Annotated in this window: 14 protein-coding genes; 5 read left to right on the top strand and 9 right to left on the bottom strand. The window is 72.4% G+C overall.

Annotated features, from left to right (window positions below):
• The first annotated feature begins 84 nt into the window (after positions 1-84).
• Positions 85-591, top strand: coding sequence for a Cys-tRNA(Pro) deacylase (gene ybaK / locus ACO229_RS00275; protein WP_423463319.1), 507 nt, complete (start codon positions 85-87; stop codon positions 589-591).
• Positions 592-712: 121 nt separating this feature from the next.
• Here ybaK and ACO229_RS00270 read toward each other — a convergent pair whose 3' ends face one another.
• Positions 713-1126 carry a YccF domain-containing protein gene (locus ACO229_RS00270; protein WP_397411639.1) on the bottom strand — a complete coding sequence of 138 codons (414 nt, stop codon included), beginning with the start codon at positions 1124-1126 and terminating at the stop codon, positions 713-715.
• A gap of 120 nt (positions 1127-1246) precedes the next feature.
• Between ACO229_RS00270 and ACO229_RS00265 the strand changes: the two genes are divergently transcribed.
• A complete protein-coding gene (locus tag ACO229_RS00265; RefSeq protein ID WP_423463318.1) occupies positions 1247-1987 on the top strand; it encodes a YggS family pyridoxal phosphate-dependent enzyme in 741 nt (246 codons plus the stop codon).
• Between the two features lie 334 nt (positions 1988-2321).
• Here the strand turns inward: ACO229_RS00265 and murQ are convergent, their stop codons facing one another.
• The 6 genes from murQ to ACO229_RS00235 all read right to left on the bottom strand — a co-directional run bounded on the left by murQ (position 2322) and on the right by ACO229_RS00235 (position 9450).
• The gene (gene murQ, locus ACO229_RS00260; protein ID WP_397411643.1) at positions 2322-3281 is read right to left on the bottom strand and encodes an N-acetylmuramic acid 6-phosphate etherase; all 960 of its coding nucleotides are present in this window, start codon (positions 3279-3281) and stop codon (positions 2322-2324) included.
• 54 nt (positions 3282-3335) lie between these two features.
• Entirely contained in the window at positions 3336-5129 is a 1794-nt protein-coding gene (locus ACO229_RS00255; protein ID WP_423463317.1) for a glycoside hydrolase family 3 N-terminal domain-containing protein, read from the bottom strand.
• A complete protein-coding gene (locus tag ACO229_RS00250; RefSeq protein WP_423463316.1) occupies positions 5126-5956 on the bottom strand; it encodes a carbohydrate ABC transporter permease in 831 nt (276 codons plus the stop codon). Before ACO229_RS00250 ends, ACO229_RS00255 begins: the two co-directional genes overlap by 4 nt.
• On the bottom strand, positions 5953-6945 hold the full coding sequence (locus ACO229_RS00245; RefSeq protein WP_397411649.1) for a carbohydrate ABC transporter permease: 993 nt from the start codon (positions 6943-6945) through the stop codon (positions 5953-5955). The genes ACO229_RS00250 and ACO229_RS00245 overlap by 4 nt, the downstream gene beginning before the upstream one ends.
• Positions 6942-8234: a sugar ABC transporter substrate-binding protein gene (locus ACO229_RS00240; RefSeq protein ID WP_423463315.1), complete on the bottom strand. Its 1293-nt coding sequence runs from the start codon at positions 8232-8234 to the stop codon at positions 6942-6944. The genes ACO229_RS00245 and ACO229_RS00240 overlap by 4 nt, the downstream gene beginning before the upstream one ends.
• A gap of 169 nt (positions 8235-8403) precedes the next feature.
• Positions 8404-9450: a lipoate--protein ligase family protein gene (locus ACO229_RS00235; RefSeq protein WP_423463314.1), complete on the bottom strand. Its 1047-nt coding sequence runs from the start codon at positions 9448-9450 to the stop codon at positions 8404-8406.
• Between the two features lie 180 nt (positions 9451-9630).
• Here ACO229_RS00235 and ACO229_RS00230 point away from each other — a divergent pair, with 180 nt between their 5' ends.
• Both ACO229_RS00230 and ACO229_RS00225 read left to right on the top strand, forming a co-directional pair.
• Positions 9631-10761 (top strand): N-acetylglucosamine kinase, encoded by a 1131-nt coding sequence (locus ACO229_RS00230; RefSeq protein ID WP_397411655.1) that lies wholly within the window; start codon positions 9631-9633, stop codon positions 10759-10761.
• Between the two features lie 106 nt (positions 10762-10867).
• Entirely contained in the window at positions 10868-11770 is a 903-nt protein-coding gene (locus ACO229_RS00225; protein WP_397411657.1) for a MurR/RpiR family transcriptional regulator, read from the top strand.
• A gap of 85 nt (positions 11771-11855) precedes the next feature.
• Here ACO229_RS00225 and cimA read toward each other — a convergent pair whose 3' ends face one another.
• Complete coding sequence (gene cimA / locus ACO229_RS00220; RefSeq protein WP_423463313.1) at positions 11856-13487, bottom strand: citramalate synthase; 1632 nt, start codon at positions 13485-13487, stop codon at positions 11856-11858.
• A 275-nt stretch (positions 13488-13762) separates the two neighbouring features.
• Entirely contained in the window at positions 13763-14338 is a 576-nt protein-coding gene (locus ACO229_RS00215; RefSeq protein WP_397410564.1) for a TetR/AcrR family transcriptional regulator, read from the bottom strand.
• An 83-nt stretch (positions 14339-14421) separates the two neighbouring features.
• Here ACO229_RS00215 and ACO229_RS00210 point away from each other — a divergent pair, with 83 nt between their 5' ends.
• Positions 14422-15363: an aldo/keto reductase gene (locus ACO229_RS00210; RefSeq protein ID WP_423463312.1), complete on the top strand. Its 942-nt coding sequence runs from the start codon at positions 14422-14424 to the stop codon at positions 15361-15363.
• The last annotated feature ends 90 nt before the right edge of the window (positions 15364-15453 follow it).

Here is a 15453-nt window from a genome sequence, read left to right as displayed (position 1 = left end):
GGTTGGCCGGGTTTCAGCCGCCCCGGCGGGTCCGCACCACGAAATTGCTGCGCCCCTGGCCCGCCCGCACGGCACAATCACGTCGTGGCCAAGAACTCGAAGTCCGCCCGCGCCAGCCACGGGACGCCCGCCGTGGTGGCCCTGGAGAAGTCCGGGCTGCCGCACACGCTGCACCCGTACGAGCACGACCCCGCCAGCGACCTCGGCTTCGGCCTGGAGGCGGCACGCGCCATTGGGGTCGATCCGCCCCAGGTGTTCAAGACGCTGCTCGCCGACGTCGACGGCAAGCTCGTGGTGGGCATCGTGCCGGTGGACCGCAAGCTGGACCTCAAGGCCCTGGCCCGCGCGGCGGGCGGCAAGAAGGCGGCGATGGCCGAGCCCGCGACGGCCGAGCGCGCCACCGGCTACGTGGTGGGCGGCATCTCGCCGCTGGGACAGAAGACGCGGCACACGACGGTGCTGGACGAGTCGGCGCAGGCGTACGACGTGGTCTACGTGTCCGGGGGCCGGCGCGGGCTCGACGTCGGCCTCGCCCCGGCCGACCTGCTGACCCTCACGGGCGGGACGACGGCGCCGATCGCCCGCGACTGAGGGCGCGGGCGGGCGCGGGCGGCGCTGGGCCCGACGGGGCTGGGCCCGACAGTGCTGGGCCCGACAGTGCTGGGCCCGACAGCGCCGGCGGCGCTGGGCCGAGCGCCGCCGGCGACGGGGCTCAGGCCGCCGCGCCCTGCTTCCGGTACGTCGGCAGCAGGGCGTCGCTGGAGACGATCTGCTTGCCGAGCGGCATCAGCGACACCGGGATGAGCTTGAGGTTGGCCCAGGCCATCGGGATGCCGATGATCGAGATGACCAGCGGGATCGCGGTGACGACATGGCCCAGGGCCAGCCACCAGCCCGCGACGATCACCCAGATCACGTTGCCGATGAGCGCGAACGCGCCGGAGCGGGGGTGCTCCACCACCTCACGCCCGAACGGCCACAGGGCGTACCCCGCGATGCGGAAGGACGCGATGCCGAACGGGATGGTGACGATGAGCAGGCAGCAGATGATCCCCGCGAGCATGTAGCCGACCCACAGCCCGAACCCCGCGAAGATGACCCAGATGATGTTCAGCAGCGTCTTCATGGTTGCATCCTTCCGCAGACCGGGAGGCTCGCGGTACCAGGAACCCCCCTGAACCGACCCTGAACCTCCCGCGGCGGACACGCCACCCGGGGTACCGACGGGCCGAAATAGACTCGCCCCGTGCCCGAGCAGCTGCAGTCCCCCTCCTCCGTCGCCGGCCGTCTCGCCGTCGTCCGCGAACGGATCGCCGCCGCCGCGCGCGCTGCCGGGCGCGAACCCGGCGAGGTACGGCTGCTGGTCGCGACCAAGACGCAGCCGGCCGAGGCCGTGCTGGAGGTGCTGGCGGCGGGCGTGGACCTGATCGGCGAGAACCGTGTGCAGGAGCTCGTCGCGAAGGCGCCGGCGGTCGCGGACCGGGTCGCGGACGGCACGCTCCAGGTCCACATGATCGGTCACCTGCAGCGCAACAAGATCAACCAGGTGCTGGCCACCGCCACGGGTCTGGAGACGCTCGACTCGTTCGACCTCGCCCGGGCGATCTCGGACCGGTGCGTGCGCGACGGCCGCACGCTCGACGTGATGGTGCAGGTCAACGTCACGGGTGAGGCGAGTAAGTCCGGCGTCGGGCCCGAGGACGCCGTCGCGCTGGCCACCGCCGTCGCCGCCCTGCCGGGCCTACGGCTGACGGGCTTCATGACCATCGGCGCGCCCCTGGAGGGTGCGACCGAGCAGACGGTCCGGTCCGGGTTCGCCCGGCTGCGCGCCATCCGTGACGAGGTCGTGGCGTCGGCCGCCCCGGGCACCTCGGCCGCGCGGGAGCTCTCGATGGGCATGACGAACGACCTGGAGCTGGCCGTCGCGGAGGGCGCGACCGTGGTGCGTGTGGGCACGGCGGTCTTCGGCCCCCGCCCACCCCGCTGACCGCGGCCCCGGCAGTCAGGGTCAGCAGCTCCACTCGAGATCGGCAGCCCCACTCGAGGTCGGCAGCTCCACTCGAGGTCGGCAGCTCCACTCGAGGTCGGCAGCCCCGCTCGAGGTCGGCAGTTTGCTTCGAGGTCGGCACAGGCCTGTACCGACCTCGACGCAAACTGCCGACCTCGCAGGAAAGTCACGACCTCGCAGGGCACGCACGACCCCGCAGGGCAGGCACGACCCCGCAGGAAAGTCACGACCTCACAGGTCAGGCACGACCTCGCGCGGACGTGCCTGCCGAGACATGCCCACCGAGACAGGCCTACCGGGCAGCAGGCCGGGGTCAGCGCGGGGTGACGCCCAGGCGGGAGAGGGCCTCGCGGACCGACGGGGTGCCGAAGCTGCCCGGGGCGGGCGCGAGCGCCGCGAACGCCGCCGAGCGGTCGACGCCCGCGACCAGCATCACGAGGGCGGCCCGCAGGTCGCCGTCGGTCGCGGCCAGGGCGTTCTCGCAGACGTCCGGCTCCAGGTCGGTGGCCTGCGTGAGCAGGCGGACCAGGCGACGGCGCAGCTTGGCGTTGGTGGCGAGCACCTCGACCATGAGGTTCGAGTAGGTCTTGCCCAGCCGCACCATCACCGCGGTCGAGAAGGTGTTCAGCACCATCTTCTGGGCGGTGCCGGCCTTCATGCGGGTGGACCCCGTGATGGCCTCCGGCCCGGTGTTCACCAGGATGGGCACGTCGGCCTTCGGCGCCAGGGCCGCGAACGGGTTGGACGCGAGCAGCACGGTCCGCGACCCGCGCGAGCGGCCCATGTCGAGCGCGCCACCGACGTACGGGGTGTTGCCGCTGGCCGCGATGCCGAACACCATGTCGGCGGGCCCCACGTCGGCGACGAGCGCGGCACCGGCGGCGCCGTCGTCCTCGGCGCCCTCGACGGCCTTCTTGAAGGCACCGAGGCCGCCCGCCAGGTGCGGCACGAACATCTCCTCGCCCACGCCGTAGGTGGGCAGCAGCTCGGCGGCGTCGAGCAGGCCCATGCGGCCCGAGGTGCCCGAACCGACGTAGTGCACGCGCCCGCCGGCCCGGATGCCCTCCACGGCCAGGTCGACCGCCTCGACGATGCGCGGGTGCGCCGCGCGGACGGCGGCGATGACCGCGGCGTCCTCGTCGGTGATCATGCGCACCATGTCCGCCGTGGAGACCACGTCGATGTCACGGGTGCGCGGGTTGCGCTCCTCGGTGGGTGAGACCGGGCGTGGCGCCGACTGTGCGTGCCGTTGGAATCCCGCCTCCGCGATCATCGGCGTGCCCCTTTCCCTCGCTGATCCTGTGCTCTGTCTCGCTGTGTCCGTAGTTCATCGCCCCTGGAGGCGCGCGACGGCGGCCGCCGCGTTCGCACGACCCGTCCCGCACGCCACCACGACCGCCGGCCCCCCGTCACGCAGCGTCCCGAACCAGTCCTCGACCGGTCCCGGAAGGCCCGTGTGGACCGCGACGAGGTCCGGCCGCACGGCCCAGAGCTGTTCCAGCCGGGCCCGTTCGGCCGAACCCGGGACGGGTTCACGGGTGATCACGACGAGTGGTTCGCGGCGCGGTGCCGTGTTGGACAAGTGTCCAGGAAATTCTGCACCACGTTCGAGCCTGCTTCTGTCGAGATCCGCCGATACACCGTACCGGGTGAATCGGGCAATAAGCACGGCAAGTCCGCGTTCATCCAGGCCGAGTTCTGCGGGCATCTCCCCGACAGGGCTCTGACCAGGGATGACACCCGCGGACGAATCGTCGACGGCACGCAGGTCGCCCGTCTCCGGCGGGTCCGCTGCTCCCTCGGCACCACTCTCCAGATCACCCTCGGCGGGGAGCTCCCGGGCTCCCGGCCAGGCCGCCGCGAGCGCCGACTGCACGTGCCGCGCCGTGCGACCCGCCGCGTGGTCCAGCCGGGTCCGCAGGTCCACGACGTCGGGCGACGCGTCGGGCGGCAGCGGCACCGGGCCGGTGCCCCGCACGTGCACGACGACGTCCGCGATCCGCGCGCCGACCTCGGACAGCTCCGCGAGAGCCGCCCGGGCGGGGGCGGTTCCCGTCGTCGTCCCTGCCGCCGCCCGACGGCCGCGGACGTCCGCCGCCAGTGCCCGGTTCCGGCCCGCGGACTCCTCCAGGCGCTCGACGGTCAGCCGGCCGGATGCGACGGCGGCGGTGAGCGCGTCGTACGCCTCGGTGTAGAGGGCCGGGTCCAGGCCGAGGCAGAGCAGGTCGGCGCCGGCCTCGACGGCGCGCACCGCGGCCTCCCCCACCGTGCCGGTGAGCCGGCGCAGGGCGCCCATGTCGAGCGCGTCGGTGACGACCGGCCCGTCGTGGCCGAGCTCGCGCAGCAGCCGCGTGGCAGCGGGTTCGACGGAGGCGGGCGCGGGCCCGATCGCGGGGAAGAGCACATGGGCGGTCATGACGGCGTCGAGCCGGGACTGGTCGCGCGGTCCGGCTCCGGGAGCCTGGCCGCCGTCGGTGCACAGGGCGCGCGCGAACGGGACGAGGTCCCGCTCCCGGACGACGGCGAGGGGCGCGTCCACGACGGGCAGCCCGATGTGGGAGTCCACGGTGGTGGCGCCGTGCCCGGGGAAGTGCTTGCCGCACACGCCGACGCCGGCGCTGCGCACGCCGCGGGCGAAGGCGATGCCGTGCTGCGCGACGACCTCGGGCGTGGTCCCGAAGGCACGCACGCCGACCACGGGGTTGTCGGGCTCGGACACGACGTCGAGCACCGGGCCGAGCAGCAGGTCGACACCGGTGGCCGCCAGCAGCCGGCCCAGTGCACGCCCGGCGTCGAGCGAGACGGCGGGCCCGCCGGGGTGGACGCCGAGCGCGGCCGCCCCGGGCAGCGAGGACCCGCTCGCGGCCTCCAGGCGCGACACGTCGCCGCCCTCCTCGTCGACGGCGACGAGCAGGTCGGGCGAGATCGCGTGCAGCGCCGTGGAGAGCGCCGCGGTGGTCTCGACGTCCGGCGTGTTCCGGGCGAAGTAGACGACACCGGCCAGGCCGGCGCGGGCGGCGTCGGCCAGCCAGCCGGGGACGTGCCCGCCGGGGCTCTCGAAGCCCGGCAGGAGCACGCCGTTCACGGCCCGCCCGAGGCGGCCGCCGGGCTCCGCGCTCATGCCTTCACGGCCCCCGAGGTCAGACCGGAGGCGAGGCGCCGCTGGACCAGCACGAAGAAGATCATCACGGGCACGGTGATGATCGTGGAGGCCGCCATGATGGCGCCCCAGTCGTTGGAGTGGATGCCGAAGAACGACCGCAGCCCGATCGCCACGGTGTAGCTCTCGGTGGCACCGCCGAGCATCGTCATGGCGAAGATGAACTCGTTCCACGCCGTGATGAAGCCGAAGATGCTGGTGGCCACGAGCCCGGGCGCCACGAGCGGCAGCAGGACCGACCAGAACATGCGGCCCCAGCTCGCGCCGTCGAGGTAGGCGGCCTCCTCCAGCTCGACGGGGACGGCCGCGACGAACCCGCGCAGCATCCAGATCCCGAACGGCACCGCGAGCGCCACGTAGACCACGACGAGGCCGAGCAGGGTGCCGAGCAGCTGGAGGTCGCGCACCTGCACGAACAGGGGGATGACGAGCGCCTCCAGGGGCACCATCTGCACGATGAGCACGAGCATGAGGATCTGGGTGCGCATGCGGAACCGGAAGCGGGCCACCGCGACGGACGCCAGCAGCGCGAGCAGCGACGAGACGAGCACGGTGCCGAGCGCCACGAGCAGCGAGTTGCGCAGGAACGTGCCGAACCCGCCCTCGGTGAGCACGAACGTGTAGTGGTCGAGGGTGGGCTCGGCCGGCCAGAGGCTGCTGGTGTGCCCAGCCTGCGCGTCGAGCGAGCTGTTCAGCATCCAGTAGACGGGGAACAGCGTGAACACGAGCAGGAGGGCGACCAGCACCCCCTTGGTGACCTGGCGCAGCGGGGACCGTCGTGCGCTCATCGTTCCTCCTCCGCCAGCACGGTGCGGACGTAGACCGCGGTGATCGCGAGCAGCAGCAGCGTGAGCAGCACGGCGATGGCCGAGCCGAACCCGTACCGGTTCTGCCCGAACGACTCGACGTACGACCAGACGCCGAGGTTCAGCACCGACCGGTTCGACCCGGCGCCGCCGGGCATGAGGTACACCTGCGCGAACACCTTGAAGTCCCAGATGGTCGACAGGATGATCACGACGGCGAACACCTGCCGCAGCTGCGGCACGATGATGGAGAAGAACCGCCGGAACGAGCCTGCGCCGTCCATCTCGGCGGCCTCCAGCATCTCCTTGGGCACGCCGAGCAGGCCGGCGAGCACGGTCACCGCGACGAACGGGAAGCCGTGGTGGATCACGTTGAGCAGCACGATCGCGTAGAAGGTCCACCGGCCCGTGAACCAGTTGGTGGGGTCGTCCAGGAGCCCGAGGTTCATCAGGGTGTCGTTGAAGACGCCGCGGTCGGCGTCGAAGATCCAGACCCAGACGTACGTGCCGGTGACGGCGGGCATGGCCCAGGCCGCCATGATCGCGCTGGAGGTCACGGTGCGCCAGAACGTGCCCAGGGAGGCGAGCAGCACCGCGACGGCCGTGCCGAACGCGACCGTGCCGGCCACCGACAGCACCGCGAAGCCCACGGTGTTGGGCAGCACCACGGTCCACAGCTCGGGGGCGGTCAGGATCTCGGTGTAGTTCCGCAGGCCGATCCAGTTCGGCTCGCCCGTGGTGATCTCGCGCAGGCCGTAGTCCTGCAGGGAGAACAGGAACACCCGCACCAGCGGCCACAGCAGCAGCACCGCCAGGACGAGCAGGGCGGGGGCGAGCAGCAGCCAGGGCCGCGCGGCGGCGGCCCTGGCCCTGCCCGACCAGCTGCCCGACCGCCCGCCGGCGGTCCTGCGGGCCGCCGGGCCGGCCCCTGTCGGGACCGGCCGCGGCGTGGGTGGGGCCGACGCCGTCATCCAGCGCCGTTCAGCACGTTCGTCATCTCCTCCGCCGCGGCGGCCGACGCCGTGGCGACGTCCGACTCCCCGGAGAGGATCGACTGCATCATCGTGCTCGTCGTCAGCTTCGCCTGCACCGCGCCGTAGGTGGGGGCCGCGGGCACGGACGCGCCGCCGTCCACGAACTGCTCGGCGAACGGCGCCACCAGCGGGTCGGTGCTCGCCAGGGTCTCGTCCAGCAGCGACACCTGACCCGGGAAGTACCCGGACTGCTCGGCCCACTGCTGCGCGAACTCGCCGGTCGTCATCATCTCGATGAACGTCCAGGCGAGGTCCTTGTCCTGCGCCGTCTCGAACATGCTCAGGTGCGAGCCGCCCAGCACCGACGGCGCGATGCCGCCGTCCTGCCCCGGGATCGGCACGGCGGCGAACTTGCCCTCCATGTCGGCGTTGGCCTCGACGATCGCGCCGGGGGTCCACGAGCCCATGACGGCCATGCCCACGTCGCCCGCGGCGAACGAGTCCAGCACGTCCGTCTCGCGCCACGTCGTGGCTCCGGTCGACGAGTAGCCGCCCTCGGTGGCCAGGCCCGTCCAGAACTCGATGCCCTCCTGCGACTCCGGGCTGTCCAGGCCGGACGTCCAGGTGTCGCCGTCCAGCGTGGCGACCTCGCCGCCCGCGCCCCAGACCCACGGGTACACGGTGAACTCGGCGTCGCCGGGTACCGCGACCGCGATCTTGTCGGGGAACTCCTCCTTGAGCCCCGCGGCCGCCTCCTCCAGCTCGTCCCACGTGGTGGGCGGCTCGACGCCGGCCTGCTCGAACATCTCCGTGTTGTACACGAGCGAGCGCACGCCGGCGTACCAGGGCATGCCGTAGAGCTGCTCGTCGTACGTGCCCGCCTCGACCAGGCCCTCGACCAGGTCGTCGGTGACCCCGGCCTGGTCCACGTACTCGTCGAGCGGGGCGAGCGCGCCGGCGTCGGCGAACTCGGGGGTCCAGGTGGTGCCGGTCTCGGCGACGTCGGGGGTGGTGCCACCCGCGATGGAGGTGACGAACCGGTCGTGGGCGTCGCCCCACTCCACGAACTCCACGTCGAGCGTCGCGCCGGTCTCCTCCTCGAACGCCGCGGCGACGTCGTCGAAGAACGCGTCGGCGTCGGGGTTGGTGCCCTGCATGATCCAGACGCTGAGGGAACCGTCGCCCTCGGTGTCGCCGCCGCTACCGCCGCCGCACGCCGCCACCGTGGCCGCGAGAAGCACCGCGCCCGTGGCCGCTGCCACCGGCCGCCGCATCGCTCGATTCATCGTTCGGCTTCCTTTCGCTCGGTGCCGCGAGAGTAGCCAGGTGATATTTCTGAGAAATGAACTTCCCAATACGCGGCATTGCGTGGAGATTACTGACGCACTGATGTATCTGCTAGGGGTGTTACCAAACCGTGATTGCCCATCATGGCACGGTCTGTCCGTACCGGCCCTAGGGCACGCGCGCCGTCCATTCCGGGGTGCCGAACTTCGACTCGACGAGCTTGTCCGCCAGCTCCCACTCCCGCGTCGTGACCTCTCCGGTGACCGTCCGGTACCGCGCCCGGAACGCGGCCTCCAGCGCGTCGATGACCTCTGCCCGGCCCAGCCCGGTCTGCGAGCGCAGCGGGTCCACGCGCTTGTTCGCGCTGCGGGTGCCCTTGTCGCTGAGCTTCTCACGACCGATCCGCAGCACCTCGGTCATCTTCGTGGCGTCCATGTCGTACGCCATGGTCGCGTGGTGCAGCACGGCGCCCCCGGCGAGCCGCTTCTGGGCGGCGCCGGCGATCTTGCCGGCGGGCGAGGCGATGTCGTTGAGCGGCACGTAGGTGGCGTCGATCCCGAGCCCGTGCAGGGCGCCGATCACCCAGTCGTCCAGGAAGGCGTAGGACCGCTCGAAGCTGAGCCCGTCCACGAGCGAGCCCGGCACGTACAGCGAGTAGGAGATGGTGTTGCCGGGCTCCATGAACATGGCGCCACCCCCGGAGATCCGCCGGATCACGCGGGCCCCGTGCCGTGCCGCACCCTCGGTGTCGACCTCGTTGCGCAGGGACTGGAACGAGCCGATGATGACGGCGGACTCGTCCCACTCCCAGAACCGCAGGGTGGGCCCGCGGCGGCCGGCGCCCAGCTCCTCGGTCAGGACCTGGTCGAGCGCCACGTTGAGCAGGGGCGAGACCGCGGGGGTCCGGATCACCTCGAACTCGTGGTCCTCCCAGGCGGTCGCACGGCCGAGCGCCCGCCGGGTGGCCACGGCCACGGCGTCGGCGTCGAACCCGACGGCGGTGGCCCCTTCGAGGGCACCCCGCACGACCTCGGCGAGCTGGGCCTTGGAGGCGTCCGCGGGCATCCCGTCGAGCGCCTCCCCCATGGCCTCCAGCGCCTCGTCGGGCTCGAGGAAGAAGTCTCCGCTCACCCGTGTCCCGGCCAGCCGCCCGGCAGCCAGACCGGTCTCGACACGAACCAGCTTTCCCGATGGAACCTTGTACTCTCCGCGCACGTGTTCACAGTAGGCGACGGTGCCTGCGGTGTCCGACGCCGGTCCCCGCCTTAGGTACGGAAGGTGGGGTTCCCGGCGTCGGGCACATCCGGACTTTTGGCGAGAAGGCACCGCAGATCAGGCCAGAATTTACTCCTTTCTTTAGACAACCTTGCCCTGGTTTCGTGTCAGAATGACCGGGTGTCCGAACTCGCACTGGGTATTGATGAGACGGCGGTCGACGCCTGGGTCGTCGCGCTCGACGTAGGCGGCAGCGGCTCGCGCCTGGTCGCCGAGTTCGGCAACTCCGTGAACCCTGAGCGCATCAGCCTGAACGGCCGCGCCGTCAAGGTGAACCACCGGGGCAGCGACGCCCCGGCGGTCGTCGCCTCCCTGTGCCAGTCGTTCAACGCGTGGGCCGCCCGGATGGGCGTCGACGGCATGAGCGACGGCAGCACCGCGCCCGTCGCGTCCGCCGCCGTCGGCATCACCGGCCTGACCTCGCTGGTCGAGAAGCCGCTCGAGGTGCACGACATCCTCGCCCGCGAGCTGCGGACCAACCGCACCGCCGTCGCCGGTGACGCGCTCACCGCCCACCTGGGCGCGCTGCGCGGCCGCGCGGGTGCCGTGCTCTCCGTGGGCACGGGCGCCGTCGCGTTCGGGTACGACGGCGTGAGCCGCTGGCGCCGCGCCGACGGCTGGGGCCATCTGCTGGGTGACCTGGGCGCCGGTGTGTGGGTCGGCGGCGAGGCACTGCGCGCGGCGGGCCGCTACCACGACGGCGCCAGCCGTGGTGGCTCGAAGCGCCTGCTGGACGCCGCGGTCGCCAAGTTCGGCCTCATCGAGAGCTGGCCCAACCAGTTCTACAAGAACACCCAGCGCGCCCGGCAGCTCGCCTCGATGGCCCCGGAGGTCATCATCGCGGCCGCCGAGGGGGACGGCGTCTCGATCCGCATCCTGGAGGAGGCGGGCCGGCACCTCGCCGACACGCTGTCCAGCGCCCTGGGTCGCGGCATCCCGCCCCTGGCCTCCACGACCGGCCGCCTGGTGCAGGAGGAGTCGCCGCTGACGGTGTCGCTCACCAAGCACCTCTCGGAGGACCGGCCGGACGTGTCGCTCGTGCCGAGCGGTGGCACGCCGCTGGACGGTGCGCTCCACCTGGCCCGCCGCCTGCGCGACACCCCGCAGTCGGTGGCCGGCTTCCGGCCGTGGCTCACCGTCCGCGTGGACGGTCACCACACGCTGCGCGAGTCCGCCGAGGACGCGAACGCGAACGACATCCTCACCGCGGAGCTGTCGGCCACCGAGCTGCCGGGTGACGACTTTCAGTGACGCCGAGCCGTCGGCTGCCTCCTTCACACCCCGTTGTGCCCGAATCCCCGGTACGGGTGTATGTTCCGAGCCCTAGGCCTACCACCCGATCTGCGGGAGATGCGACATGACAGGTGACGTTCTCGTCCGACTCAGGCGCGCACTGCCGACGCTGCGCCCAGCGGAGGCGCGTGTGGCGCAGACGGTGCTCGACGACCCGAACACGGTCGTCGCCTCGACCATCACCGAGCTCGCCGGTCACGCCGACACGTCACAGGCCACCGTGGTGCGGTTCTGCCGCGCCGTCGGCTACGCGGGCTACCCCGAGTTCCGGATCGACCTGGCGCAGGCGACCAGCCGGCGCGAGGTGGAGATGGAGCGGTCCGGTATCGCCGAGGGCGAGATCAACCAGACCGACGACATCGAGGCCGTCGTCTCCAAGATCGCGTTCCACGAGGCGCGGACCATCGAGGAGACGGCCCGCATGATCGACACCGCGGCGATCGAGCGCGTGGCCGTGGCCATCTCAGAGGCCAAGCGGGTCGACGTGTACGGCGTGGGCTCCTCCAACCTCGCCGCGGCGGACCTGGCGATGAAGCTGCAGCGCATCGGCGTCTTCGTGTTCAGCTCCCCCGACCCGCACCAGCAGCTGGCCTCCTCGGCGCTGCTCGAGCCGGGCAACGTCGCCGTGGCCGTCTCGCACTCGGGCCAGACGCGCGAGACCAACCAGGCCCTGGAGATCGCGCGCCGGCGCGGCGCGCTGACGGCGGCCATCACCAACTTCCCCGACGCCCCGATCGGCCTGGTGTCCGACGTGGTGCTGGCCACCACGGCACGCGAGACGCAGTTCCGGGTGGGCGCCATGTCCAGCCGCATCGCGCAGCTCACCGTGGTGGACTACCTGTTCGTCCGTGTCGCCCAGCGCACCTACGACCGGTCCTCGGCCGCGATCCGCGCCACCTACGAGGCCGTCCGCGACCCGCAGCTCCACGTCGGCGCCGCCAAGCTGGACCGCCCGGCCGCCGTCTGACCCACGTCGCCGAGAACAGAACGGTGGCGGGACAGGACCTCAGCGGTTCCGTCTCGCCACCGTTCTGTCTCGCCAGGGCGCTACCTCACGGGCGGGGTTCCACGCCCGAGGTCAGCAGGCCGTAGACGTACGCCTCCGTGACCGCCTCCCAGGCGGCCTCGACCATGTTGGGGCCGACGCCGACCGTGGACCACGACCGCCCGCCGTCGCTCGTCTCGATCAGCACCCGTGTGATCGCGTCCGTACCGAGCTCCGTGTCCAGGATCCGCACCTTGAAGTCGATGAGCTCGAACCGGTCCAGCTCCGGGTAGACCCGCGACAGCGCGTGCCGCAGCGCCTGGTCCAGGGCGTTGACCGGCCCGTTGCCCTCACCCGTGGTGACGATCCGCTCGCCGCCGGCGCGGATCTTGACGGTCGCCTCGGCCACGGCGGCGGCGTCGGGCGCGTGGACCGACGGCGGGGCGGCGCCCGCCGGCACCGTCTCCACGATGGTGCGCCACGACTCGACGGCGAAGAACTCCGGGCGCTGCCCCAGCTCGGAGCGCAGCAGCAGGTCGAACGACGCGTCGGCGGCCTCGTAGGTGTAGCCCGCGGCCTCGTCGTCCTTCACGCGGTTGGTGACGCGCGAGAGCAGCTCACCCTGGCCCGCGAGGTCGAAGCCGAGCTCGCGGCCCTTGAGCTCGATCGACGCGCGGCCGGCCATGTCCGAGACCAGCATGCGCATGTCGTTGCCCACCAGCGTGGGGTCGGTGTGCTGGTACATGTCGGGGTCCACGCGGATGGCGCTGGCGTGCAGGCCGCCCTTGTGCGCGAACGCGCTGGCCCCCACGTACGGCTGCCGCGCGAACGGCGAGATGTTGGTGATCTCGCTGATGGCGTGCGAGATCCGGGTCGCCTCGCGCAGCCCGCCGTCGGCCAGCAGGGTCATGCCGCCCTTGAGCTCCAGGTTGGCCACGACGGTGATGAGGTCGGCGTTGCCGGTGCGCTCGCCGTAGCCGTTGACCGTGCCCTGCACGTGGGTCGCGCCCGCCTCGACGGCCGCCAGCGAGTTGGCGACGGCGCAGCCGCTGTCGTTGTGCGCGTGCACGCCGAGCAGGCCGTCCGCCCCGGCGCCGGTCGACGCCCGCAGCTCGTGGACGATCTCGCCCACCCAGGTCGGCAGCATGCCGCCGTTGGTGTCGCAGAGGGTGACCACCTCGGCACCGGCCTCGAACGCGGTGGTCACGGCGCTGGTCGCGTACTCGCGGTCGAACCGGTAGCCGTCGAAGAAGTGCTCGGCGTCCAGCACCACGCGGCGGCCCTCGCCCACGAGGAACGCGACGGTGTCGCTGATCATCGCGAGGTTCTCGGCGCGGGTCGTCTTGAGCGCGCGCTCGACGTGCCGCACGTCCGACTTGGCCACGAGCGTGACCACGGGGGTCGCGGCGTCGAGCAGCGCGCGCACCTGCGGGTCGTCCCCCGCGCGCACGCCCGCCCGGCGGGTGGCGCCGAACGCCGCGAGCACCGCGTTCTTCAGGGTCAGCTCGGCGGCGGCCCGGGCGAAGAAGTCGGTGTCCTTAGGCACGGCCCCCGGCCAGCCGCCCTCGATGTAGCCGACGCCGAGCTCGTCGAGCAGCGCCGCGATGGCGAGCTTGTCGGAGACGGAGAGGCTCATGCCCTCCTGCTGCGCGCCGTCACGCAGCGTCGTGTCGTACACCTGGAACGAGGGGGTGGTCATCGAGGCTCCCAACCATGTGTGCGACCTGGCCGTGCCAGGTCTTCAGGCCAACAAAAAAGACCCTCCAGGGTGTGGAAGGTCTGCGCGCCCGGTGCGATTCTCGCCGGACGCGCTACGAAATGATGATCACCTGTCGCGGGGTGGAGCTCGGGGTGAAGCGCTGAGTCATGCGGGTCATGGTGCCACAGCCGGACGATCGGCAAAAGCCCGGCCCAGGATCCGGACGCGGCCCCGGCCCTGCCGGGCGGCACCGCGGCGCGGACCCGCACCCACGGTCACCCCTCCGGCCGCAGCCCCGCCGCGACGAGGTCGAGCAGGCGCTCGGTCCGGTCCGGCCGGCCCTCGGCGCCCACGAACAGGAGCGCCCCGAGCAGCAGCGCGGCGACGTCCGACGGGTCGACGTCGGCACGGAGCACCCCCGTCCGCGCGCCCTCCTGGAGGATCGAGCCCAGGGCAGCCGCCACGCGCTCCCGCGTGACGGACTGGTCGATGCGCCCCGTCGCCCAGCCGGTGCGCAGCGTGTCGAGCATGCCGCGCTTGGTCGCGACGAAGGCGGCGTAGCGGTCCATCCACGCCCGGAGCGCCTGGTCGGGCGGGAGCTGGCCGAGCAGCTCGGCGGCGCTGGCCGCGACGGCGTCCAGCTCGGCGCCGTACACGGCCTCGACGAGGTCCTCGCGGGTGGGGAAGTGGCGGTACAGCGTGCCGATCCCGACGCCGGCGGCGCGGGCCACACGTTCCAGCGACACGGTGTCGTCCGACGCGGCGAACACCTCCTGGGCGGCGGCCACGAGCTTGCCGCGGTTTCGGAGCGCGTCGGAGCGCGCCGGACGGCCGGATGCGGGGACAGACAAAGCGGAGGCACCTCCGGTTGTGCTACGGTCGAAGAGCGGAGGGTCCTCCGCTTCATCCATCATCGCACGAGGACTGGTCTTCCATGACATCCAGCACCGCTCCCGAAACGCCCGGCACCCCGCGCCCCGGCGGCACCGCGCCGCTCGCCGGCCACACCGTCTCCCGCGTCGGCTACGGCGCCATGCAGCTCGAGCGGCTGCACGGCGACCGCGCGGCCGCGGCCGCACTCCTGCGCCGCGCGGTCGAGCTCGGCGTCGACCACTTCGACACCGCGCAGTTCTACGGCAACGGCTTCGTCAACGAGCTGCTCCGCGACACGCTCCGGCCCGAGGACGGCGCCGTCGTCGTCTCCAAGGTGGGGGCCGACCCCGACCCGCACGGCCCGGTGCCCCTGCGCGCGGCCCAGCGGCCCGAGCAGCTCCGGGCCAGCGTCGAGGACAACCTCAGGAGCCTCGGCACCGAGCAGATCCCGGTGGTGAACCTGCGCCGCATGGACACGCTGCCCGGCGTCCTGGCGGAAGGTGACCAGGTGGTCGACCTCGACGACCAGCTCGCGGTCATGACCGCCCTGCGTGACGAGGGCAAGATCGGCGCGATCGGGCTGAGCAGCGTGACGCAGGACGTGCTGCGCCGGGCGCTCCCGGCCGGCATCGCGTGCGTGCAGAACGCGTACAGCCTGGTCGCCCGCCCCGACGAGGGGATGGTGGACCTCTGCGCGGCCCACGGCATCGCGTGGGTGCCGTTCTTCCCGCTGGGCGGCGCGTTCCCCGGCATGCCGAAGGTCACCGACGAGCCGGCGGTGCTCGCCGCGAGCGCCGCGCTCGACGTCACGCCGTCGCAGGTCGGCCTCGCCTGGCTGCTGCGCCGATCGGCCGGCACGCTGCTCATCCCGGGCACCGGGGACGCCGGTCACCTGGAGCAGAATGTCGCGGCGGGCGCCCTGGCCCTGAGCGAGGAGTTCGACGGGGTGCTCGCCTCGCTCGACGCCGTGACGTCGCGCGGTGCGGACGTGCGCCTGGCCTGAGCGCCGGGGCTCCGGTTTCTCCGCCCTCCCGGCCGGGAGGGCGGAGAAACATCGGCCGATGTCGGGAATCGCGCTTCTCGCGGTGAACTT

Origin of the sequence: Promicromonospora sp. MS192 (genome assembly GCF_049532985.1) — a bacterium.
In the GTDB taxonomy this organism is placed as follows: domain Bacteria; phylum Actinomycetota; class Actinomycetes; order Actinomycetales; family Cellulomonadaceae; genus Promicromonospora.
The sequence above is the reverse complement of the archived record's forward strand: the minus strand, read 5'-3'. Positions and strand labels throughout refer to the sequence as shown.

Coding starts and splice junctions, on each gene's coding strand:
- ACO229_RS00270 (WP_397411639.1), bottom strand. CDS start 1,126: ATGAAGACGCTGCTGAACATCATCTGGGTCATCTTCGCGGGGTTCGGG.
- murQ (WP_397411643.1), bottom strand. CDS start 3,281: ATGATCGCGGAGGCGGGATTCCAACGGCACGCACAGTCGGCGCCACGC.
- ACO229_RS00255 (WP_423463317.1), bottom strand. CDS start 5,129: ATGAGCGCGGAGCCCGGCGGCCGCCTCGGGCGGGCCGTGAACGGCGTG.
- ACO229_RS00250 (WP_423463316.1), bottom strand. CDS start 5,956: ATGAGCGCACGACGGTCCCCGCTGCGCCAGGTCACCAAGGGGGTGCTG.
- ACO229_RS00245 (WP_397411649.1), bottom strand. CDS start 6,945: ATGACGGCGTCGGCCCCACCCACGCCGCGGCCGGTCCCGACAGGGGCC.
- ACO229_RS00240 (WP_423463315.1), bottom strand. CDS start 8,234: ATGAATCGAGCGATGCGGCGGCCGGTGGCAGCGGCCACGGGCGCGGTG.
- ACO229_RS00225 (WP_397411657.1), top strand. CDS start 10,868: ATGACAGGTGACGTTCTCGTCCGACTCAGGCGCGCACTGCCGACGCTG.
- cimA (WP_423463313.1), bottom strand. CDS start 13,487: ATGACCACCCCCTCGTTCCAGGTGTACGACACGACGCTGCGTGACGGC.
- ACO229_RS00210 (WP_423463312.1), top strand. CDS start 14,422: ATGACATCCAGCACCGCTCCCGAAACGCCCGGCACCCCGCGCCCCGGC.